Origin of the sequence: Nocardioides cavernae, assembly GCF_013410035.1 — a bacterium.
GTDB lineage: Bacteria > Actinomycetota > Actinomycetes > Propionibacteriales > Nocardioidaceae > Nocardioides > Nocardioides cavernae_A.
Genome location: NZ_JACCBW010000001.1, coordinates 599301 through 619300, shown reverse-complemented (window position 1 = coordinate 619300; position 20000 = coordinate 599301). Strand labels below are relative to the sequence as shown.

Sequence of the window (20000 nt, the reverse complement as noted above, 5' to 3'; positions counted from 1 at the left end):
CGTGAGCAAGACCCGCCTGATGACGGCCGCCACGACGGCCCTCGCAGGACTGCTGCTGACCGGCTGCGGGAGCGCCGCACCCGGCGTGGCCGTCAAGGTCGGCGACGAGGAGCTCACCGTGCGCCACGTGGACTCGGTCACCGAGCACTACTGCGCCGCCGTCGGCGACCTCGAGTCCGAGGTGCCGATGGGCTTCGTGCGGCAGTACGTCGTCCAGCTCCTCACCCTCCGCTCGCAGGCCTCGCAGATCGCCGACCAGTACGGCGTCGAGCCCGGCTCGACCTACTACAACGACGTCGCGCAGCGCCAGGGCACCGCCGGCACCAAGCCGGAGGAGGTGCGCGACGACTACGTCGAGCTCGCGTCCACCACCGCGTACGCCCAGGACATCCTCGACCAGGTCGGCCGGATCAGGCTGGAGGACCAGGGCGTGGCCGACCCGACGGCCGAGCAGGTCACCCAGGCCGGCATCGACGTCTTCAACCAGTGGCCCGACGCCAACGGCATCGAGATCGACCCGCGCTACGGGCTCGAGGCGGTGGACGGCGTGCTGTCGCCGGTCGACACCAACACCTCCGTCGCCGTGGGGGACACGGCCAGGTCCGGCCTCGAGACCGAGCCCGACCCGGCGTTCGCCGCGACCCTGCCGGTCAACCACCGCTGCGGCTGAGGGCGCGCCCCATGACCGAGTCCGCGCTGGAGGCGTTCGCCGACCAGATGCGGGTGCTGCAGCGCGAGTGCGCCTGGAAGCGCCAGCAGACGCACACCTCGCTGATCCCCTACGTGCGCGAGGAGGCCGAGGAGGTCGTCGAGGCGATCGAGTCGGGTGACTCGGCGGCGCTCTGCGACGAGCTGGGCGACCTGCTCCTCCAGGTGGTGATCCACGCGGTGATCGCGGAGGAGGCGGGGGAGTTCACGCTCGACGACGTGGCTCGCGGGGTGATCGCGAAGATGGAGCGGCGCAACCCCCACGTCTTCGGCGACGCCGTCGCGACCACCGTCGAGGAGGTCATGGCGCTGTACGACGCGGCCAAGGCGGCCGAGAAGACGGACAGGCCCGAGAACGCCGCGGGGGAGCCCGGTCTGCAGGTGTGACGTCGGCCGCGGGTTGCCGCTGGTCGAGCAGGGCGCCCCGCGGTCGCGTTGAAACAGCGGATCATCTTGATGCTCAGCCCCGGGCGACTGTCGGACCGTACGCATATAATCGAACACATGATCGAGACGCTCGAACGGGACGCAGCGGAGGTCGACGACGACCTCTCCGCTGCCGGCCTGCTCGCCTCGATCCGCACCGCGCGCGAGACCGAGAACGCTGCCGCTGCCCGGCAGCTCGACCTCGCCGCGCGGTGGGCTGACCTCCACCCGCCGGAGTCGATCCACTCCGCCGCGTCGTTCTCCGTTCCGGGGTGCGAGCACGAGGAACCCATCGCCGGTCCGGGTACGCCGCTCGTGGCCGAGTTCTGCATCGCTGAGCTCGGTGCGGTGCTCGGGATCTCGACGACCGCGGCGAAGCGTCTCGTCGGGCACGCCCTCGAGCTGCGCCACCGCCTCCCGCGACTCCATGCCGGAGTCCAGTCCGGGTCGGTGCCGGCGTGGCGAGCGCGGTCAGTCGCCGAGACCACCATCCACTCCTCACCCGCCCTCACCGTCGAGGCCGCAGCCTTCGTCGACACCCAGGTCGCTGCCGTGGCCGGACGGATCGGGCCGGCACAGCTGGACCGGCTCGTCGCCGAGGCGATCAAGCGGTACGACCTCGCCGACGCCGACCCGACCGACGATCCCGGAGGACGGGTGGCAGCACGTCGACCCCCGCCACGCCACCCTCCACGGCGAGGACGTGCACTACGCCGGCACCATGCGGTTCGAGGCCGAGCTCGACATCGCAGACGCCCTCGACCTCGACCGCGCCTTGTCCCATGGCGCCGCCACGTTGAAGGCCCTCGGGTCGGACGCGTCTCTCGACGCACGCCGCTCCGCTGCACTCGGAGACCTCGCCCGCACCCAGACCGCCCTCGACCTCGCCATCCCTGAAGGTGGTCGAGCAGCCCGCGCCACTGATGAAGGTGGTCGAGTAGCCCGCGAGGCGGTACACGAAGGCGGTCGAGTAGCCCGTGAGGAACGAGCGGGCGTATCGAGACCCGACCTCCTGCATGCCCGCGAGGTAGTCCTCCACGCCCACTTCAACGCGAGCGACTCCGTGCTGGACGCCACCGGTCGCCTCGAGGAAGGCCAGCGCCTGGTCCTGCTCGACCACGTCGAGGACTGGTGCACCGACTCCCGGACCAAGGTCACCATCCACCCGGTGATCGACCTGAACGCCGAGCTCACCACCCCGGCCTATCAACCCACCACCCGCATTCGCGAGGCCGTCATCCTCCGCGACCGCACCTGCGTGTTCTCGTGGTGCACGAGATCCGCTCGCCGCTGCGACCTCGACCACGTCACTCCATACGACGCCGGCGGACCAACCTCCACGTCGAACCTCGCGCCCCTGTGCCGCACCCACCATCGCCTGAAGACCCACTCCGCGTGGCACTACGAGACCACCGCACCCGGCACGTACGAGTGGACCTCACCCCACGGCCACCGCTTCCGCCGCGACCGCACCGGCACCCGAGCGATCGACACCGGACCACCTCCCGACGTCCCGCGACCCCGCCGACGATGACCCCGCCCCACACCCCGCCAGACTGACACCGGCGGGGCCACAAGCACGTGCCGCGCCGGTCCGGCCCAGGTGTCGCCGTCCCGTGGCGATCAACTCGGGACTACCCGACGCCACCGTCCTCCAGCGCGACCACCCGCGGATCCGGCGCGAACGCCTCGACATACGCAGAACCGAACGACGGTCTCTCGTCGTGGGAGGTCCGCGCCGGAAGCCGGATGCCGTCGGGCGGGTGGACGTGCACGACGCCGGGGGCGTCGATCTCCCAGGTCGTGGGCTCGGCACGCCACTTTGAGGCCGAGGCGCCGAGCTCGCGGCGGAAGGCGCGGACGACGACGTCGTAGCCGCGGAAGCCGCACCCCGTGGCGATCGACTCGGGACTACCCGACGCCACCGTCGTCCAGTGCGACCACCCGCGGATCCGGCGCGAACGCCTCGACGTACGCAGCACCGAACGACGGTCTCTCGTCGTGGGAGGTCCGGGCCGGAAGCCGGATGCCGTCGGGCGGGTGGAAGTGCACGTCGCCGGGGGCGTCGATCTCCCAGGCCGTGGGCTCGGCACGCCACTGCGAGGGCGAGGCGCCGAGCTCGCGGCGGAAGGCGCGGACGAAGACGTCGTAGCCGCGGAAGCCGCACCCCGCGGCGATGTCACGCAGCGACAGGTCGGTCTCGCGCGCCATCCAGGCGGCGCGCTCGAGGAGGAGCCGGTCGCGGAACCGCTCGGGGGACTCGCCCGCCATCGCGAGCCGCAGGCGCGTGACCTGAGGGTCGGGGTCGGACCCGGGGGTGTCGGCCCGTGCGCGTTCGACGTACGCCTGCAGGTGGTCGGCCGGTCCCGGTTCGCGTGATCGCACGTCCCGGACGGTAGCGACGCCCGCGGACACCCGGCGACGACCGGCTGCGACGTGGCTAGGCTGGCTGCCGACCCACGACGTACTTCACCAGGAGCCCCAGTCATGTCGATCATCGCTGCAGTCGGCGCCCGCGAAATCCTCGATTCGCGCGGCAATCCCACCGTCGAGGTGGAGGTACTCCTCGAGGACGGCGCGTTCGGTCGCGCGGCGGTCCCGAGCGGCGCGTCCACCGGCGCGTTCGAGGCCGTCGAGCTGCGCGACGGCGGCAAGCGCTACGTCGGCAAGGGCGTGCAGAAGGCCGTCGCCGGCGTCGTCGACACCATCTCCGGCGCGGTGATCGGCCTGGACGCCGACGACCAGCGCCTCGTCGACCAGGCGATGCTCGACCTCGACGGCACGGCCAACAAGGCCAAGCTCGGTGCCAACGCGATCCTCGGCGTCTCGCTGGCCACCGCCAAGGCCGCGGCCGAGTCGTCCGGCCTCCCGCTGTTCCGCTACGTCGGTGGCCCCAACGCCCACCTGCTGCCCGTCCCGATGATGAACATCCTCAACGGTGGCTCCCACGCCGACTCCAACGTCGACGTGCAGGAGTTCATGATCGCGCCGATCGGCGCCGCGACCTTCCGCGAGGCGCTCCAGCAGGGCGCCGAGGTCTACCACGCGCTCAAGTCGGTGCTGAAGAAGCGCGGCCTGTCGACCGGGCTCGGCGACGAGGGCGGCTTCGCGCCCGACCTCGAGAGCAACCGCGCCGCGCTCGACCTGATCGCCGAGGCCGTCAAGGCGGCCGGGTTCAAGCTGGGCAAGGACATCGCGCTGGCGATGGACGTCGCGGCCAGCGAGTTCCACGACAAGGGCAAGTACACCTTCGAGGGCAAGAAGCAGAAGACCGACGACATGGTCGCCTACTACTCCGACCTCGTCGCGTCCTACCCGATCGTCTCCATCGAGGACCCCCTCGACGAGGAGGACTGGGACGGCTGGAAGGCCATCACCGACGCCCTCGGCGACAAGACGCAGATCGTCGGCGACGACCTGTTCGTCACCAACGTCGAGCGCCTCCAGCGCGGCATCGACGGTGGCCAGGCCAACGCGATGCTGGTCAAGGTCAACCAGATCGGCTCGCTCTCGGAGACCCTCGACGCCGTCGAGCTCGCCCACCGCAGCGGCTTCCGCAACATGATGAGCCACCGCTCCGGCGAGACCGAGGACACCACGATCGCCGACCTCGCCGTCGCCACCAACTGCGGCCAGATCAAGACCGGTGCGCCGGCCCGATCCGACCGCGTCGCCAAGTACAACCAGCTCCTCCGCATCGAGGACGAGCTGGGTGACGCGGCTCGCTACGCCGGGCGGGGTGCCTTCCCGCGTTTCCGCGGCTGAGGCAGGCACACTAGGGCGCATGCCTTCTCAGCGCCGAGCTCCCCGGGGTGGTCCCGGTGGATCGCGCGGTCCGAGGCAGCCCAGCTCGCACCCCGGCGCCCGCGGCTCACGGCCGCGGGCAGCCGGGACGCGTACGCCGTCCTCGCGCCCGTCGGAGACCAGCCCGTCCGTCGCGCCCGGTGCCCCGGTCCGGCCCGCCGCGGCGAGGAGCGGCGGACGCCGTCCGCGCTTCACCGGCCGCGCCGCCGTGCTGGTCCTGGTGCTCGCGGTCCTGACCGTGTCGTACGCCTCCTCGCTGCGGGCCTACCTCCAGCAGCGCTCCCACATCGGCGACCTCAAGGCGCAGATCGCCGAGCGCGAGGCGAGCATCGACGACCTCGAGCGCGAGAAGAAGCGCTGGGACGACCCGGCCTACGTCAAGGCGCAGGCGCGCGCCCGCTTCGGCTACCTGATGCCCGGCGAGTCCGGCTTCGAGGTGATCGGCGTCGACGGCAAGCCGCTCGAGGCGCAGGCCGAGCTCAACGACCCCGACGACGTGATCAAGACCGTGCCCACGGCATGGTGGACGTCGGCCTGGGAGTCGATGGAGCTCGCCGGCAACCCACCCCCACCCGAGGAAGAGCCTGTCGACCTGGTCGACGGAACGAAGCAGTGAACCAGCAGAAGATCGACCCGGCCGACGAGGCCGTCATCCACGCCCAGCTCAAGCGTCCGCCGCGCGGCATCGAGTCGGTCGGCCACCGGTGCCCGTGCGGCAACCCCGACGTGGTGACGACGGAGCCACGGCTGCCCAACGGCACACCCTTCCCCACGACGTTCTACCTCACCTGCCCCCGCGCGGCGTCGCGCATCGGCACGCTCGAGGGCACGCACGTGATGAAGGAGATGCAGGACCGGCTCGGCACCGACGACGAGCTCGCCGCGGCCTACCGCGCGGCGCACGAGCGCTACCTCGAGGCGCGCGCCGAGATCGGCGAGCGCGCCGGCCTCGACGTGCCCGAGATCGAGGGCATCTCCGCCGGTGGGATGCCGGACCGCGTGAAGTGCCTGCACGTCCTGGCCGGCCAGTCCCTGGCGATGGGCCGCGGGGTCAACCCGCTCGGCGACGAGGTCCTCGACCGGCTCGGTGCGTGGTGGGAGTCCGGCCCCTGCGTGACGGTCGACGAAGAGACGGTCTACGACGAGACGGTCGACCCCGCAGGATGACCCCGCTGGTCGCGGCGATCGACTGCGGGACCAACTCGATCAAGATCCTCGTCGGGCGCCCGTTAGACGACGGGCGGCTCGAGGTCGTCGTGCGCGACTCGCGCGTCGTCCGCCTCGGGCAGGGCGTCGACGTCTCCGGCGTGCTCTCCGACGAGGCGCTGCAGCGTACGTTCGCGGCGGTCGACGAGCTCGCCGAGGTGATCCGCCGGCACGCCGTCCCGCCGTCGCGGGTGCGCTTCTGCGCCACGTCTGCGACGCGCGACGCGAGCAACGCCGCGGGCTTCGCCGAGGGCGTACGCCGTCGGCTCGGCGTGGTGCCCGAGGTGCTGTCGGGCGACGAGGAGGCCGCTCTCGTGTACGCCGGCGCGATCGCCGCCCAGGACCCGCCGCCCGCCGAGCCGGTGCTGGTCGTCGACATCGGTGGCGGCTCGACCGAGCTCGTGCTCGGGGAGGCAGGGGAGCGGCAGGGCGTCTCGATGGACATCGGCTCGGTCCGTCTCCACGAGCGCCACCTCCACAGCGACCCGCCCACCTCCGCGGAGGTCGCGGCGTGCGTCGCCGACATCGACCGGCACCTCGACGACAGCGGCATCCCGCTCGGCACCGCCCGCACCGTGATCGGCACGTCCGGCACGATCAAGACGCTGGCCTGCGGGGTGCTCGCCCTGAGCGCCTACGACCGCGACGCCTTCGACCGGGCCGTCCTGCCCAACGACGCGACCACCTCGTTCGTCGACGGGCTGGTCGCGATGACGGTCGCCGAACGTCGCGCGCTGCCCTACATGCACCCGGGCCGCGCCGACGTCATCGGCGCCGGCGCCTTGATCTGGAGCCGGATCCTCGCCCGCGTGACCGTGAGCGAGCACCTCGTGTCCGAGGCGGACATCCTGCACGGCATGGCCGCCGCGATCGGACGATGAGGTGCCCGTGAACCCCGCGACGAGCCCACGGTGACCCTGCTGCCGCACCCGCTCGTGGGCGGAGCGTTCACGAGCCCGGTCGCGCCCGGCACCGGCTGGCCGGACGACCCGGCCGCCGCGGGCACGCCCGTCGCGCGCGGCGCCGACGACGTACGCCGTCTCGCGCAGGACGCGTCGCTCGACGAGCTCATGGCGCGGGTCAGCGTCTGCTCGGCCTGCCCGCGGCTGGTGGCGTGGCGCGAGGACGTGGCCGTCGCGAAGCGCGCGTCGTTCGCCGACCAGCCCTACTGGGGACGGCCGATCCCCGGCTGGGGCGACCCCGAGCCGTCCCTGCTGGTCGTCGGGCTGGCGCCGGCCGCCAACGGCGGCAACCGGACCGGACGCATCTTCACCGGCGACCCCAGCGCCGACTGGCTCTTCGCGAGCCTCCACCGCACCGGGTGGGCGACGCAGCCGACCAGCGAGCACGCCGGGGACGGGCAGCGGCTGGTCGACGCCCGGATGGTCGCGACCGTGCGCTGCGCGCCCCCGGAGAACAAGCCCACCCCCGCGGAGCGTGACGCGTGCGCGCCGTGGATCGCCGCCGAGCTGGTGCTGCTGCCCACCGTGCGGGTGATCGTGGCGCTCGGCGCGTTCGGGTGGGACGGCGCCATCCGCTCGCTCGTCGCCGCGGGTGCGCCGGCCCCGGCGCGCAAGCCGAAGTTCGGTCACGGCGTCGAGCTCGTCCTGGGCGGTGTCACGGTGGTCGGCTGCTACCACCCCTCGCCGCACAACACCTACACCCGCCGGCTGACCGCCGAGATGACCGACGCGGTCTTCGAGCGGGCGCGCGCGCTGACACACTGAATCCCGCGCCCCGGTATCCCAACCGGTAGAGGAAGCGGTCTTAAAAACCGCACAGTCTGGGTTCGAACCCCAGCCGGGGCACCACTCGTTCTTTGGTATGCGGTCCTTGGGACGATCCCATCCTGAGAAGTTGCTGTGACGGGAACAGCGCCCCCCGCGCGCGCGTTTGAACAGGTGTCGCCCCGGCTAGAGTGGGGTCGACGAGACAGGCGCCGTCACCGCGACGGCGTCGCACCCCCCGGAAGCTCCGGGGGTGGCCTCCAAGGAGAGACCATGAGAAGCAACAACCCCGTTTTCGCCCGTTCCGAGGAGTTCAACCGCGCCTCGTCGAACGCCTACGGAAACCAGACGTACGCCGGTGGCGGCGCGGCCTACCCGGGCTACGGCGACACGACCGACCCGTCCACCTGGGGCACCGGCACGCCCGGCCAGGTCGACCAGGGCCGGATGACGATCGACTCCGTGGTCCAGAAGACCGCCATCTCGATCGCCCTCGTCTTCGCGACCGCCTTCGTCACCTGGTGGTGGATCGGCGACGTCGTCGACGCCAACGTCATCGACAACGAGGCGCTCGGCCGGGCCCAGATGCTCATGGTGGTCGGCGCCGGCGGTGCGTTCCTGCTGTCGCTGGTCAACTCGTTCAAGCGCGTGATCAGCCCGGCGCTCGTGATGGCCTTCGCCGCCCTCGAGGGCGTCGCGCTCGGCGCGGTCAGCAAGTTCTTCGACACCCTCTACCCGGGTGTCGTGACCCAGGCCGTGCTCGGCACCTTCGCCGCCTTCATCGGCACGCTCGCCGCCTACAAGTTCCTCGAGATCAAGGTCGGCGACAAGTTCCGTCGCGGCGTCGTGGCCGGCATGTTCGCGATGGTGGGCCTCGGCCTGCTGTCCCTCGTGCTGAGCTTCTTCGGCATCAACACCGGCCTCTACGGCAACGGCGGGCTCGGCTTCGTCTTCGCCCTCGCCGGCCTGGTCCTTGGTGTCTTCATGCTGATCCTCGACTTCGACTTCGTCGAGAACGGCGTCGCCGCCGGTCTCCCGGAGCGCGAGTCGTGGCGCGCCGCGTTCGGCCTCACCGTCAGCCTGGTCTGGATCTACACCAACCTGCTCCGGATCCTCGCGATCCTGCGTGGCGACTGACCCACGCACCAGCGGTCGAACTCCGCCGGCCCGTTCGAGCTCTGCTCGGGCGGGCCGGCGTCATGTCGGGGCGAGCGGTGCGTGAGACACGTTCTCGGGCCGCAGGACGTGTCTCACTCACCGCCGGGGGCGGTGTCCTCCGCAGAGCCGTCCTCCGCAGGGCCTCCGTCCGCAGGGCCGTCCTCGTGCTCGTCCGGCGACTCGGTCTCGGTCGAGGGGCGCCGGCGGCGGTGGCGGAGCTCGACCCAGCGGCCGCGGAGGCCGCGCTGGTTGCCGCCGACCTCGGTGCCGTCGACCTCGGTGCCGGGCGTACGCGCGGCGCGCACGGCCGCAGCAGCCACCGGCAGGATGCCCTCGCGGCGCAGGGGCTCGGGCAGCGCCTCGTCGGCGGGCAGCAGGTCGAGCGCGGCGAGGCAGGACGGGACGAGGACCGAGGCCAGCTGCTTGTAGCCGTCGGCGGAGGGGTGGAAGCGGTCCGGACCGAACAGCACGGCCGGCGCGGCCTCGAACTCCGGGCCGAGGATGTCGCCCAGCGACACCGAGCGGCCGCCGTTCTCGACGACGGTGATGGTCTGGGCGGCGGCGAGCCGGCGCGACCACTCGCGCGCGACCTGCTTGAGCGGCGGCGGGATCGGCCGGATGGTGCCGAGGTCGGGGCAGGTGCCGACGACGACCGCGATGCCCGCCTCGCGCAGGCGGCGTACGCCCTCGGCGAGGTGCCTCACGGACGCGGACGGCAGCACGCTGTGCGTCACGTCGTTGGCGCCGATGAGCACGACCGCGAGGTCCGGGTGGGTCGGCAGCGCGGCGTCGACCTGGTGGGCGAGCGCGCTCGACTGGGCGCCGACGACGGCGAAGGAGCGCAGGTGCACCCGGCGGTCGGCCTGGGCGGCGACGCCCGTCGCCAGATGCGCGCCGGTGGTGCCCTCGACGCGCTGGACGCCGTAGCCGGCGGCGCTGGAGTCACCCAGCAGGGCGATCCGGATCGCCGGCGCGGGCCGGCCCCGGCCGTACCACCCGGTCGCGTCGGGGGGCGTGTGATCGGCGTTGCCGATCACCTTGCGGGCGAACTTGGCCTCGGCGACGAGCACGCCGTAGAGCCCCGCGCCGAGCACGGAGAGACCGCCCCCGCCGAGGGCGGCGGCCGATGCCAGCTTGCGTGCTGCCCCAGTAGCCCCCACGGCCCCGAGGGTACTCAGTCGTCCATTGGGGGCTCCGGAGCGGTAGGTCGTAGATTGGCCGGGTGCAGTACGCGAACTCGGTCCTCGACCTCATCGGCAACACCCCGCTCGTCCGGCTCGGCCGGACCCTGGACCTCCAGGACGGCGCCGGCGACGGCCCGCTGGTGCTCGCGAAGGTCGAGTACCTCAACCCCGGCGGGTCGGTGAAGGACCGCATCGCGACGCGGATGATCGAGGCGGCCGAGGCCTCCGGCGAGCTCCAGCCCGGCGGCACGATCGTCGAGCCCACCTCGGGCAACACCGGCGTCGGCCTGGCGATGGTGGCGCAACAGAAGGGCTACCGCTGCATCTTCGTGTGCCCCGACAAGGTCAGCGAGGACAAGCGCAACGTGCTCAAGGCCTACGGCGCCGAGGTCGTGGTGTGCCCGACCGCCGTCGCCCCCGAGCACCCCGACTCCTACTACAACGTCTCCGACCGGCTCGCCTCGCAGCCGGGTGCCTGGAAGCCCAACCAGTACGCCAACCCGCACAACCCGCGCTCGCACTACGAGACCACCGGCCCGGAGATCTGGGCGCAGACCGAGGGCAGGATCACCCACTTCGTCTGCGGCATGGGCACCGGCGGCACGATCAGCGGTGTCGGTCGCTACCTCAAGGAGCAGAACCCCGACATCCAGGTCATCGGCGCCGACCCGGCCGGCTCGGTCTACTCCGGCGGCACCGGTCGCCCCTACCTCGTCGAGGGCGTCGGTGAGGACTTCTGGCCCGACACCTACGACCGGGGCGTCGCCGACCGCGTCATCGAGGTCTCCGACGCCGACTCCTTCGCGTTCACCCGCCGGCTCGCCCGCGAGGAGGCGCTGCTCGTAGGCGGCTCCTGCGGGATGGCGGCCTGGGCGGCCCGGCAGGTCGCGCAGGAGCTGACCGCCGAGGGGCGTACGGACGCGGTCGTGGTGGTCCTGCTGCCGGACTCCGGCCGCGGCTACCTCACCAAGATCTTCAACGACGAGTGGCTCGCGCAGTACGGCTTCACGACCGGCGCGCAGCCCGACGCCCGCACCGTCGGCGAGGTGCTGCGCGGCAAGTCCGGCCAGCTCCCCGACCTGGTGCACACCCACCCGGGCGAGACCATCGCCGAGGCCGTCCACATCTTCCAGGAGTACGGCGTCAGCCAGATGCCGGTCGTCCGCGCCGAGCCGCCGATCGTGGCCGCCGAGGTCGCCGGGTCGGTGTCGGTGTCGACGCTGCTCGACGCGCTCTACGCCGGGCACGCCAAGCTCAACGACCCGGTCGAGGACCACATGTCCGCCGCGCTGCCGACGATCGGCGCCACGGAGGCGGCCGCCGACGCGGTGTCGCTCCTCGAGGGAGCCGACGCCGTGCTCGTCCACGAGGACGGCAAGCCGATCGGCGTGCTGACCCGCCAGGACCTGCTGACCTTCGTGGCCGCCTCGTGAACCGGCTCGGGAAGCGGCTCGCGTCCGGCCTCGCGGGGCTCGTGTGCCTCGGCGCGCTGGCCGCGTGCGGCGGTGGCGACGACGTGACCACCAGCACCGAGCCGGTCGAGGTCGAGGTCGGCAAGGCCTTCTCCTGGAACGGGTTCACCGTCGAGGACGGCTGGGAGCTCAACGGCGTCGAGCGCTCCGCCGGCGTCGACGAGGTGACCACCCCCGAGGTCAAGGGCACGATCACCAACACGATCGACGACGAACGCGCCGCGATCTTCGAGATGGTCTTCTCCGCCGACGGCGAACCGGTCGCGCGCCTCAACTGCTCCGCAGCGACCATGGTGCAGGACCAGTCGCAGTCGCTCATCTGTCCCGGCCTCAGCGCCACCATGCCCGAGGACTACGACGCCGTCGTGGTGCAGGAGTTCACCCGAGACACGACCTCCGGCTGACGCATGGGTGACCTGTCCCTCGAGGTCGTCTGCTTCCTGGTCCTCGCCGCGCTGGTCGCGGGCTTCGTCGACGCCGTTGTCGGGGGAGGCGGGCTCGTCCAGCTGCCCGCGCTGCTCATCGGCCTGCCCGGCGCGTCCGTCGTGCAGATCGCGGCGACCAACAAGCTGTCGTCCTTCTGCGGCACCTCGATCAGTGCCGCGACGTACGTCCGGCGGATCCGCCCCGACCCTCGCACCTTCCTGCCGCTGATGCTCGCCGCCGGCCTCGGCTCGGCCGGCGGGGCGCTCGTCGCGTCCCTGCTGCCACGCAGCGCCTTCGACCCGATCATCCTCGTCGTGCTGGTGCTCGTCGGCGGCTACGTGTGGTTCAAGCCCAGCGTCGGCGAGCTGACCCGGCTGCGGTTCCAGGGCGGGCAGCACCTCGCGGCCGTCGTGACCACCGGCCTGACGATCGGGTTCTACGACGGGGCGATCGGCCCCGGCACCGGGTCGTTCCTCGTCTTCGCGCTCGTCGGGGTACTCGGCTACAACTTCCTCGAGGCCTCGGCCAAGGCCAAGCTCGCCAACTGGGCGACCAACCTGGCCGCTCTCGCGGTGTTCGTCCCCCAGGGCGCGGTGATCTGGGACCTCGCGCTGGTGATGGCCGCGGCCAACGTCACCGGCGGCTACCTCGGCGCGCGCCTCGCGATGGCGCGGGGAGCCCGGTTCGTGCGTGCGTTCTTCCTCGTCGTGGTGTCCGGCTTCGTCGTACGGCTCGGCGGTGGCCTGCTCGGGTGGTGGTGACCGGTACCCTCCGAGCGTGGGAGCCGTGGGAGCAGTCGACTCGTTCCAGCGCCGCCACCCCGTCCTCGGGTTCCCGCTCGCGGTCATCTACAAGTACTTCGACGACCAGGGCCCCTACCTCGCCTCGGCGCTGACCTACTACGCGTTCGTCGCGATCTTCCCGCTGATGCTGCTCGGCACCTCGATCCTGGGCCTGGTCCTGCGGGGCGAGCCCAGCTGGCAGGAGGCGATCCTCAACTCCGCCCTCTCGCAGTTCCCGATCATCGGCGACGAGCTCGGCCGACCCGAGGGACTGCAGGGATCGGTCGCCGGTGTGGTCTTCGGTGCGCTCGCCGCGCTCTACGGCGCGATGGGCCTGGGCCAGGCGCTGCAGAACACCCAGCACGTCGCGTGGTCGGTGCCGCGCAACAGCCGCCCGAACCCGTTCTACGCCCGGGTCAAGACGTTGGTCCTCCTCGTCACGGCGGGCTTCTCGCTGCTCGCCGTCACGGTGGTGTCGACGATCGCCAGCACGACGGACCTCTTCGGCACCTTCGTCGCCGAGGGGCTCAAGACGTTCCTGCCGCTGCTCACCATCCTCGTCGTCGGCACCTTCCTGACGCTGCTGTTCCGCTTCGCCGCGACCGGCCAGCACTCGTTCTGGCGCGCTGCGCCGGGCGGCTACGCGCTGGCGATCATGTGGCAGGTCCTCCAGATCGGTGGTGCGGCCTACGTCGACAACGTGCTCGTCGACACCAGCTCGATGACCAAGACGTTCGGTCTCGTCCTCGGTCTCATCGGCTTCCTGTGGATCGGCGCGGTGATGGCCGTGCTCGCGATGGAGATCAACGTCGTCGCCGCCCGTCACCTGTGGCCCCGGGCGCTCCTGACGCCCTTCACCGACAACGTCGAGCTCACCGAGGCGGACCGGCGGGCGTACGCGCTCTACGCCGCCATGCAGCGCCACAAGGGCTTCGAGAAGGTGCGGGTCATCTGGGAGCCCAGCCCGGCCGAGCGCCGGGAGGACCAGGACCAGGACCAGGACCAGGTCGAGGCGGTCGAGGCGGACGACCGGGACGACCCGGCACGGACGTGACCGGCTACCTCACCCTCGCGCGCGACGCCACCGGTGAGGTCGAGGACCGCGGCTCGCGGTTTCTCTGCACCCTGCGCCGGGTCGACGACGAGGCCGAGGCGCGGGCGCTCGTCACGTCGCTGCGCCGTGAGCACTGGGACGCGCGCCATCACTGCTCGGCCTTCGTCCTCGGCCCGACCGGCGCGGTCCAGCGCTCCTCCGACGACGGTGAGCCCGCCGGCACGGCGGGAGCACCGATGCTCGACGTCCTGCGGGGCGCGGAGGTCAGCGACGTCGCCGCCGTGGTCACCCGTTGGTTCGGCGGGACCCTCCTGGGCGCGGGCGGGCTGGTGCGTGCGTACGGTGACGCGGTCCGCGCCGCCCTCGCCGGGGCAGGGACGCTGCGCCGCTCGCTGCTGACCGAGCTGGCGCTCGACCTCGACCACTCCGACGCCGGGCGGGTCGAGGGGGAGCTGCGCGCACGCGGGGTCGTCGTGCTCGACGTGGCGTACGACGCCCGCGTCCGGCTGCTGCTGGCCGCGTCGCCCGACGAGGTCGACCGGCTGGTCGAGGTCGTCGCCGCGGCGACCGCCGGTGCCGCCGTGCCCGTCCCTGTGGGGGAGCGGTGGGTCGACCGGTCCGGGTGATCTGCTGGGGGACCGCCTACCTGACGTCGCCGTCGACGTAGAACCACCGGCCGGCGCGCTGCTCGAAGCGGCTGAGCTCGTGCATCCGGCCGCCCTCCCATGAGGCGACGAACTCCACGGTGTCGCCCTCGGCGGCGAGGACCTCCAGACCGGTCCAGCGGGTGGCCGGGTCGGGCCGCACGTCGTCGGGGCGGGTGCGCGGGTGCCAGGTGCGGAAGAGGTGGTCGCCGTCGCCGGTGACGAAGGCGGTGTAGCGCGAGCGCATGAGGCGCTCGGGGGTCTCGGCCTGCGCGGCGTTGGCCAGGAGCGGACCGCAGCACGCGGCGTACGCCGAGCCGGTGCCGCAGGGGCACGGGCGTGGGTTCGTCACGCGGCCAGCCTAGGGCGCGGTCCACGCCGCGGCGGCTGGCAGGTCGCCGACCTCCCGCCCGCCGACGAGGCCGCCGACGGCGCCGACGCCCAGGGCCGGATCGGCCGCTTCCGCGCCGAGACCAAGGCCGAGCGCATCGAGACCGATGACCCGGCTGCGCCAGCCCGAGCGACAGGTGCTCGACACCCTCGTCGACCCCGGCGTCGCCCGGTCACGCTCCGACGCGCTGGCGTGGTCGGTCCGGCTCGTCGGCGAGCACGCCGAGGAGTGGCTGGGCCAGCTGCGCGACGCGATGGCCGAGGTCGACAAGCTGCGCGGCGAGGGCCCGGCCCTCTGACGCAGCCCCCTCCGTGGAGACGCGCGGACATTGGCCGGACCGTCCCGCTCTGCTGAGCGGGGCGGCCCCGCCATATCCAGATGAATGTCCGCGCGTCCACGCACTAGGTTCGCGGCCATGGTGATCGAACGGCCCGAGCCGGCGTACAGCAACGACGAGGTCGGCATGCTCCGGTCCTACCTCGACCACTACCGCGGCACGATCCGCCTCCAGGCCAGCGGACTGACCGACCCCCAGCTCGACCAGGCGCTGGCGCCCAGCGACCTCACCCTCGGCGGGATGCTCAAGCACCTGGCCTTCGTCGAGGACTACTGGGTCTCCTACAACCTGCTGGCCAACGAGCCCGCCCCGCCGTGGGACACCGCGCCGTGGGACGACGACCCCGACTGGGACTGGCACAGTGCTGCGGGCGCCTCGCACGCGGAGCTCGACGCGCTGCTCGCCGACGCGATCGCCCGGTCCGAGGCCCACCTCGACGCTGCCCTCGCAGCGGACCCCGACATCGGCCGCCGGGTGGCACGCGAGCGGGATCCCGCGAAGGGCGAGACCGCGACCATCCGGTGGGTGCTGGTCCACATGGTCGAGGAGTACGCCCGCCACGCCGGCCACGCCGACCTCATCCGCCAGTCGATCGACGGCGCGACGGACCTGTGACGATGAGGGTCAGGCTCGCGACCGAGGACGACTGGCCGGCGATCTGGCCGTTCTGGCACGAGATCGTGGAGGCCGGGGAGACCTATGCCTACCCGCTCGGCGCGACCTCGGAGGAGGCGCGCGGGTTGTGGTTCGACGGCAGCCGCGTCGTGGTCCTCGTGGACGGGGACGGCCGGGTGCTCGGGTCGGCGAAGATGGGACCGAACCGTCCCGGCCGCGGGTCGCACGTCGGGACTGCGTCCTTCATGGTCGACGCCGCCGCGCGCGGGCGGGGCGTCGGCCGGATGCTCGGTGAGGAGATGGTCGCCTGGCACCGCGAGCAGGGCTTCGCCGGCATCCAGTTCAACGCCGTCGTCGAGACCAACACCGCGGCGGTCCGCCTGTGGCAGGACCTGGGCTTCGAGATCGTCGGCACCGTGCCACACGCCTTCGACAGCGCGACGCACGGACGCGTCGGACTCCACGTGATGCACCTCGACCTGTCCTGACGGCGGGCTGGTGGTGGAATGGGCCCATGGGCGAGCCGATCCGCGTCTACCTCCTCGACGACCACGACGTGGTGCGTGAGGGACTGAGGTTCCTGCTGGAGCAGCAGGAGGACATCGTGGTGGTCGGCGAGTCCGCGACGGCGACGGAGGCCGTCGCCCGGATCCCGGCGCTGCGCCCCGACGTCGCTGTCCTCGACGCCCGCCTGCCGGACGGCTCCGGCATCGAGGTCTGCCGCGCGGTGCGGGCCGTCGACGCCACGATCAACGCCCTGATCCTGACGTCGTACGACGACGACGAAGCGCTGTTCGCCGCGATCATGGCCGGTGCCTCGGGCTACGTCCTCAAGGAGATCCGCAGCTCCGACCTGGTCAGCGCGGTGCGCCACGTCGCGGCCGGCAAGTCGCTCATCGACCCGGCGATGACGGCCACCGTCCTCGACCGGATCCGCAACGGACCGGCCGCGCCCGACGAGCTCGCGTCGCTGACCGACCAGGAGCGCATCCTGCTCGGCCACATCGCCGAGGGGCTCACCAACCGGCAGATCGCCGAGCAGATGTTCCTCGCCGAGAAGACCGTGAAGAACTACGTCTCGTCCATCCTCGCCAAGCTCGGCCTCGAGCGGCGTACCCAGGCGGCCGTGCTGGCCTCCAAGCTCCTCGGCGGCCGGCCGCAACGCTGACCGGGACCTTGGTCCCGGCGGGAGGTGACGTCCTCCTCTCACCGAGCGCGCCGCGCGGCGACAGGCTGGAGGCACCGGAAGGGATCCGGTCATCCACACCGAGGAGGCGATGACGATGAACGTCATCCACCGACAGCACCAGATCAGCACCGAGGGCGTCACCACCTCCGAGACCGAGGAGGTCGGCCACGTCGGCCTCGCCCGCGCCCTCGCCACCCTGCGGATCGCCTTCGGGCTCACCTTCCTGTGGGCGTTCCTGGACAAGACCTTCGCGCTGGGCTTCCACACCGGCTACGGCCAGGACGGCTCGCTCGACCGCTTCGGTCCCGCCGCGTGGGTCAACGGCGGCAGCCCGACCGAGGGGTTCCTCACCTTCGGCGTCCCCGCGGACAACCCCTTCCACGGCTTCTTCGCCTCGCTCGCCGGACAGGCCTGGGTCGACTGGCTGTTCATGGCCGGCCTCCTCGGCATCGGCGTCACGCTCCTGGTCGGGGTCGGGATGCGCATCGGCACGGCGGCTGGTGCCCTCATGTACGCCTTCATGTACGCCGCCTCGCTGCCCCTGGAGAACAACCCGGTCGTCGACGACCACCTCGTCGGCGTGGTCGTGATGGTCGTCCTCGCCCTCGGCGCGGCCGGGACGACCTGGGGGCTGGGCCGGTGGTGGAACCGCACGACGCTGGTGCAGGAGCACCCCGTCCTGCGGTGACGCAGTCCCGGACCCAAGGACCCGGCGCCGCCCCACGGCGCCGGGTCCTCCCGCGCGCCCGGGTCGAGACGGTCAGCGCAGGGGCACGCGCCACACCAGGACCGTGCCGCGCTCGCCCACCGGTGCGACGTCGAGGGTGCCGCCGAGGTCCACCGCGCGACGCCGGGCGTTGCGCAGCCCGCTCCCGGAGACCTCGTCCGGCAGCCCGACGCCGTCGTCGGCGACCCGCAGCTCCAGCAGGTCGGCGGTGACGACGACGTCGACCTCGGCAGCGTCGGCCAGCGCGTGACGTGCCACGTTGGAGACGGCCTCGCGGAGCACGGCGAGCAGCTGGGACCCGAGCGCAGGGGGCACGGCCGTGTCCACCGGCCCGGACGTCCGGACGGCCGGCGTGAAGCCCAGCACCGGGACGTACTCCTTGACGAGGCTGCGCACCGCCGCGCGCAGCGAGTCCTCGCGGTGGTCCTGGAGCTCGAAGATCGTGCCGCGGATGGCCTTGATGGTGTCGTCCAGGTCGGCCACCGCGCGGTCGAGCCGCTCGCCGACGGCACCGACGCCCGTCATCGACGCGATGCCCTGGAGCTGGAGGCCGGTCGCGAACAGCCGCTGGATCACGATGTCGTGGAGGTCGCGCGCGATCCGCTCCCGGTCCGAGATGAGCGCGAGCTCCTGCCGGTCGGCCAGCGCCTGCGTGCGGTCGAGCGACAGGGCCACCTGGTCGGCGAAGCCCGCGAGGAGGTCGCGGTCCTGCACGTCGAGCAGGCCCGAGTCGGGCGTCACGACGGCCACGAGCGCGGTCACGGGCGCCAGGTGCGAGCGCAGCGGGACGACGACGACCGGTACGCCCGGGAGCGGGGTGGTCACGACGGTCCCCGTGGGCACGGGCTCCCCGCGCACCGCGCGGAGGGCGTCGGCGACCACGGCAGCGTCGGCGTCCGGCGCGACGCTCACCGTGTCGTGCTCGGGGCCGAGGGAGGACCACAGCGCCACGGCCCGCGCCCGGGACACCTGGCGGGCGCTCGTCACGATCTGGGGGAGCGCGGCGTCGAGGTCGACGGGCGGCTGGAGGAGCTCGGCGAGCTCGGCCGAGGCCTCGAGCCACTGCCGCCGACGCTCGCTCAGCGCGAACGAGCGGGCGTTGCTGATGACGTAGCCGGCGGTGCGGGCGAGCTCCTCCACGAGATGCTCGTCGGCGTCCGTGAACGGACCGCCGCCGGCCTTCTCGGTGAGGTAGAGGTTGCCGAACACGGTCCCGCGGATGCGCACCGGCATGCCGAGGAAGGACGTCATCGGCGGGTGGTGGGGAGGGAAGCCGACCGACGACGGGTGGGCCGACAGGTCGGCCAGCCGCAGGCCCGAGGGGTCCTCGATGATGACCCCGAGGATCCCGCGGCCCCGCGGGAGGTCGCCGATGAGCGCGCGCGTGCGGTCGTCGAGGCCGGTCGTGACGAACTCGACCAGCTCCCCGTCCTGGCCCAGCACGCCGAGCGCGCCGTACCTCGCGCCGGTGAGCGCGGTCGCGGCCTCCACGATGCGCGTCAGCACGCTCGTCAGGTCGAGGTCGCTCGAGATCGCCGCGACCGCCTCGAGCAGCGAGCGCGCGCCGTCACCGAGGCCGGCGTCCGTGTGCGTCACGCGGACAGTCTGCCCTCAGGCGGGCCGGCGCGCAGGGAGGTGCTCCCACGGGTCCCACCCGCCGCCGAGCCGGCGACCCGTGACCTCGGTCCACGGGATGCGCACCACGAGGTTGCGCTGGCCCGCCGCCCACGGCCGGGGCTGCCAGGAGCGGGCGATCTCGGCCAGCTCGTCGAGGTCGTCCACCAGCTCGGCGCGTCCGCGCACCACCACGCTCCAGCCGCGCTCGAGCTCGTGGTCGAGCTGGTCCACCTCGAAGCACAGCACCGCGCCGCGGCCGTAGGTCCCCAGCAGGCTGTACGCCGTGGTGCGGACCAGGACCGACTCCCGGCCCGGTGTGGTGCGCACGGCGTAGTTGACCGGCACGATGTGCGGGCCGGTCGGGGTGCCGATCGCGATCCGGCCGGCGACCCCGGCGGTGAGCAGCCGGGCGCAGTCGGCGGGGGACAGGTCGTGGGTGGTGTGCTGCACGGGAGCCTCCTCGGTCCGGCTCCCAGACTCCCGCGGCGCGACGCCGTCGGGCAGGGCCGAAGGTCCCGAACGGCGGGGGACCG

25 protein-coding genes and 1 tRNA gene are annotated in these 20000 nt (G+C 72.6%); 20 read left to right on the top strand and 6 right to left on the bottom strand.

Annotated elements, in window-relative coordinates; all coding sequences use genetic code 11:
• Position 1 precedes the first annotated feature (1 nt).
• The 3 genes from F4692_RS03050 to F4692_RS03040 all read left to right on the top strand — a co-directional run bounded on the left by F4692_RS03050 (position 2) and on the right by F4692_RS03040 (position 2668).
• On the top strand, positions 2 to 670 hold the full coding sequence (locus F4692_RS03050) for a hypothetical protein (RefSeq protein ID WP_179618145.1): 669 nt from the start codon (positions 2 to 4) through the stop codon (positions 668 to 670).
• Between the two features lie 11 nt (positions 671 to 681).
• Positions 682 to 1095 carry a MazG nucleotide pyrophosphohydrolase domain-containing protein gene (locus tag F4692_RS03045; protein ID WP_179618144.1) on the top strand — a complete coding sequence of 138 codons (414 nt, stop codon included), beginning with the start codon at positions 682 to 684 and terminating at the stop codon, positions 1093 to 1095.
• Positions 1096 to 1855: 760 nt separating this feature from the next.
• Complete coding sequence (locus F4692_RS03040) at positions 1856 to 2668, top strand: HNH endonuclease signature motif containing protein (RefSeq protein WP_179618143.1); 813 nt, start codon at positions 1856 to 1858, stop codon at positions 2666 to 2668.
• A gap of 100 nt (positions 2669 to 2768) precedes the next feature.
• Here F4692_RS03040 and F4692_RS03035 read toward each other — a convergent pair whose 3' ends face one another.
• A complete protein-coding gene (locus F4692_RS03035) occupies positions 2769 to 3059 on the bottom strand; it encodes a hypothetical protein (RefSeq protein WP_179618142.1) in 291 nt (96 codons plus the stop codon).
• The gene (locus tag F4692_RS03030) at positions 3046 to 3519 is read right to left on the bottom strand and encodes a helix-turn-helix domain-containing protein (RefSeq protein ID WP_179618141.1); all 474 of its coding nucleotides are present in this window, start codon (positions 3517 to 3519) and stop codon (positions 3046 to 3048) included. Before F4692_RS03030 ends, F4692_RS03035 begins: the two co-directional genes overlap by 14 nt.
• A gap of 102 nt (positions 3520 to 3621) precedes the next feature.
• Between F4692_RS03030 and eno the strand changes: the two genes are divergently transcribed.
• The 7 genes from eno (at position 3622) to F4692_RS02995 (ending at position 9008) form a co-directional block, all read left to right on the top strand.
• A complete protein-coding gene (gene eno, locus F4692_RS03025) occupies positions 3622 to 4899 on the top strand; it encodes a phosphopyruvate hydratase (protein WP_179618140.1) in 1278 nt (425 codons plus the stop codon).
• Positions 4900 to 4918: 19 nt separating this feature from the next.
• Positions 4919 to 5554: an FtsB family cell division protein gene (locus F4692_RS20650; RefSeq protein ID WP_218858134.1), complete on the top strand. Its 636-nt coding sequence runs from the start codon at positions 4919 to 4921 to the stop codon at positions 5552 to 5554.
• Entirely contained in the window at positions 5551 to 6105 is a 555-nt protein-coding gene (locus tag F4692_RS03015) for a DUF501 domain-containing protein (RefSeq protein WP_308645138.1), read from the top strand. The genes F4692_RS20650 and F4692_RS03015 overlap by 4 nt, the downstream gene beginning before the upstream one ends.
• Positions 6102 to 7025: a Ppx/GppA phosphatase family protein gene (locus F4692_RS03010; protein WP_179618138.1), complete on the top strand. Its 924-nt coding sequence runs from the start codon at positions 6102 to 6104 to the stop codon at positions 7023 to 7025. The genes F4692_RS03015 and F4692_RS03010 overlap by 4 nt, the downstream gene beginning before the upstream one ends.
• A 30-nt stretch (positions 7026 to 7055) precedes the next feature.
• Positions 7056 to 7871, top strand: a complete 816-nt coding sequence (locus F4692_RS03005) for a uracil-DNA glycosylase (RefSeq protein WP_308645137.1) — start codon at positions 7056 to 7058, stop codon at positions 7869 to 7871.
• Between the two features lie 7 nt (positions 7872 to 7878).
• Positions 7879 to 7955, top strand: a tRNA-Leu gene (locus tag F4692_RS03000).
• Positions 7956 to 8144: 189 nt separating this feature from the next.
• Positions 8145 to 9008, top strand: a complete 864-nt coding sequence (locus F4692_RS02995; protein ID WP_179618137.1) for a Bax inhibitor-1/YccA family protein — start codon at positions 8145 to 8147, stop codon at positions 9006 to 9008.
• Between the two features lie 113 nt (positions 9009 to 9121).
• On the opposite strand, the gene F4692_RS02990 is transcribed toward F4692_RS02995, so the two are convergent.
• Positions 9122 to 10189: an SGNH/GDSL hydrolase family protein gene (locus F4692_RS02990; protein ID WP_179618136.1), complete on the bottom strand. Its 1068-nt coding sequence runs from the start codon at positions 10187 to 10189 to the stop codon at positions 9122 to 9124.
• Positions 10190 to 10251: 62 nt separating this feature from the next.
• On the opposite strand from F4692_RS02990, the gene F4692_RS02985 reads away from it, so the two are divergent.
• From F4692_RS02985 to F4692_RS02965, 5 genes are read left to right on the top strand one after another with little or no spacing between them, the layout of a single operon-like run.
• Positions 10252 to 11646: a cystathionine beta-synthase gene (locus F4692_RS02985; RefSeq protein WP_179618135.1), complete on the top strand. Its 1395-nt coding sequence runs from the start codon at positions 10252 to 10254 to the stop codon at positions 11644 to 11646.
• Complete coding sequence (locus F4692_RS02980) at positions 11643 to 12089, top strand: hypothetical protein (protein ID WP_179618134.1); 447 nt, start codon at positions 11643 to 11645, stop codon at positions 12087 to 12089. Before F4692_RS02985 ends, F4692_RS02980 begins: the two co-directional genes overlap by 4 nt.
• 3 nt (positions 12090 to 12092) lie before the next feature.
• Complete coding sequence (locus F4692_RS02975; RefSeq protein WP_179618133.1) at positions 12093 to 12872, top strand: TSUP family transporter; 780 nt, start codon at positions 12093 to 12095, stop codon at positions 12870 to 12872.
• 25 nt (positions 12873 to 12897) lie between these two features.
• Positions 12898 to 13947, top strand: a complete 1050-nt coding sequence (locus F4692_RS02970; protein WP_179618132.1) for a YihY/virulence factor BrkB family protein — start codon at positions 12898 to 12900, stop codon at positions 13945 to 13947.
• Positions 13944 to 14573, top strand: coding sequence for a YigZ family protein (locus F4692_RS02965; RefSeq protein ID WP_179618131.1), 630 nt, complete (start codon positions 13944 to 13946; stop codon positions 14571 to 14573). Before F4692_RS02970 ends, F4692_RS02965 begins: the two co-directional genes overlap by 4 nt.
• A gap of 16 nt (positions 14574 to 14589) precedes the next feature.
• On the opposite strand, the gene F4692_RS02960 is transcribed toward F4692_RS02965, so the two are convergent.
• Entirely contained in the window at positions 14590 to 14943 is a 354-nt protein-coding gene (locus F4692_RS02960; RefSeq protein WP_179618130.1) for a YchJ family protein, read from the bottom strand.
• 145 nt (positions 14944 to 15088) lie between these two features.
• Between F4692_RS02960 and F4692_RS02955 the strand changes: the two genes are divergently transcribed.
• The 5 genes from F4692_RS02955 (at position 15089) to F4692_RS02935 (ending at position 17811) form a co-directional block, all read left to right on the top strand.
• The gene (locus F4692_RS02955; protein ID WP_306457330.1) at positions 15089 to 15280 is read left to right on the top strand and encodes a hypothetical protein; all 192 of its coding nucleotides are present in this window, start codon (positions 15089 to 15091) and stop codon (positions 15278 to 15280) included.
• 117 nt (positions 15281 to 15397) lie between these two features.
• Entirely contained in the window at positions 15398 to 15934 is a 537-nt protein-coding gene (locus tag F4692_RS02950) for a mycothiol transferase (protein WP_179618129.1), read from the top strand.
• Between the two features lie 2 nt (positions 15935 to 15936).
• Entirely contained in the window at positions 15937 to 16422 is a 486-nt protein-coding gene (locus F4692_RS02945; protein WP_179618128.1) for a GNAT family N-acetyltransferase, read from the top strand.
• Positions 16423 to 16448: 26 nt separating this feature from the next.
• Positions 16449 to 17102: a response regulator gene (locus F4692_RS02940; protein WP_179618127.1), complete on the top strand. Its 654-nt coding sequence runs from the start codon at positions 16449 to 16451 to the stop codon at positions 17100 to 17102.
• 115 nt (positions 17103 to 17217) lie between these two features.
• Complete coding sequence (locus tag F4692_RS02935; protein ID WP_179618126.1) at positions 17218 to 17811, top strand: hypothetical protein; 594 nt, start codon at positions 17218 to 17220, stop codon at positions 17809 to 17811.
• A 72-nt stretch (positions 17812 to 17883) separates the two neighbouring features.
• Here the strand turns inward: F4692_RS02935 and F4692_RS02930 are convergent, their stop codons facing one another.
• Both F4692_RS02930 and F4692_RS02925 read right to left on the bottom strand, forming a co-directional pair.
• Positions 17884 to 19446, bottom strand: a complete 1563-nt coding sequence (locus tag F4692_RS02930; protein ID WP_179618125.1) for a GAF domain-containing sensor histidine kinase — start codon at positions 19444 to 19446, stop codon at positions 17884 to 17886.
• A gap of 15 nt (positions 19447 to 19461) precedes the next feature.
• The gene (locus tag F4692_RS02925; RefSeq protein ID WP_179618124.1) at positions 19462 to 19917 is read right to left on the bottom strand and encodes a pyridoxamine 5'-phosphate oxidase family protein; all 456 of its coding nucleotides are present in this window, start codon (positions 19915 to 19917) and stop codon (positions 19462 to 19464) included.
• Positions 19918 to 20000: the final 83 nt, after the last annotated feature.

Bases quoted from the DNA above. Each gene is read 5' to 3' on its own strand.
- F4692_RS02995 (WP_179618137.1), top strand. From the start codon at position 8,145: ATGAGAAGCAACAACCCCGTTTTCGCCCGTTCCGAGGAGTTCAACCGC.
- F4692_RS20650 (WP_218858134.1), top strand. From the start codon at position 4,919: ATGCCTTCTCAGCGCCGAGCTCCCCGGGGTGGTCCCGGTGGATCGCGC.
- F4692_RS02935 (WP_179618126.1), top strand. From the start codon at position 17,218: ATGAACGTCATCCACCGACAGCACCAGATCAGCACCGAGGGCGTCACC.
- F4692_RS02940 (WP_179618127.1), top strand. From the start codon at position 16,449: ATGGGCGAGCCGATCCGCGTCTACCTCCTCGACGACCACGACGTGGTG.
- F4692_RS02945 (WP_179618128.1), top strand. From the start codon at position 15,937: ATGAGGGTCAGGCTCGCGACCGAGGACGACTGGCCGGCGATCTGGCCG.
- F4692_RS03045 (WP_179618144.1), top strand. From the start codon at position 682: ATGACCGAGTCCGCGCTGGAGGCGTTCGCCGACCAGATGCGGGTGCTG.
- F4692_RS02950 (WP_179618129.1), top strand. From the start codon at position 15,398: ATGGTGATCGAACGGCCCGAGCCGGCGTACAGCAACGACGAGGTCGGC.
- F4692_RS03040 (WP_179618143.1), top strand. From the start codon at position 1,856: ATGCGGTTCGAGGCCGAGCTCGACATCGCAGACGCCCTCGACCTCGAC.
- F4692_RS03010 (WP_179618138.1), top strand. From the start codon at position 6,102: ATGACCCCGCTGGTCGCGGCGATCGACTGCGGGACCAACTCGATCAAG.
- F4692_RS02955 (WP_306457330.1), top strand. From the start codon at position 15,089: ATGACCCGGCTGCGCCAGCCCGAGCGACAGGTGCTCGACACCCTCGTC.
- eno (WP_179618140.1), top strand. From the start codon at position 3,622: ATGTCGATCATCGCTGCAGTCGGCGCCCGCGAAATCCTCGATTCGCGC.
- F4692_RS02975 (WP_179618133.1), top strand. From the start codon at position 12,093: ATGGGTGACCTGTCCCTCGAGGTCGTCTGCTTCCTGGTCCTCGCCGCG.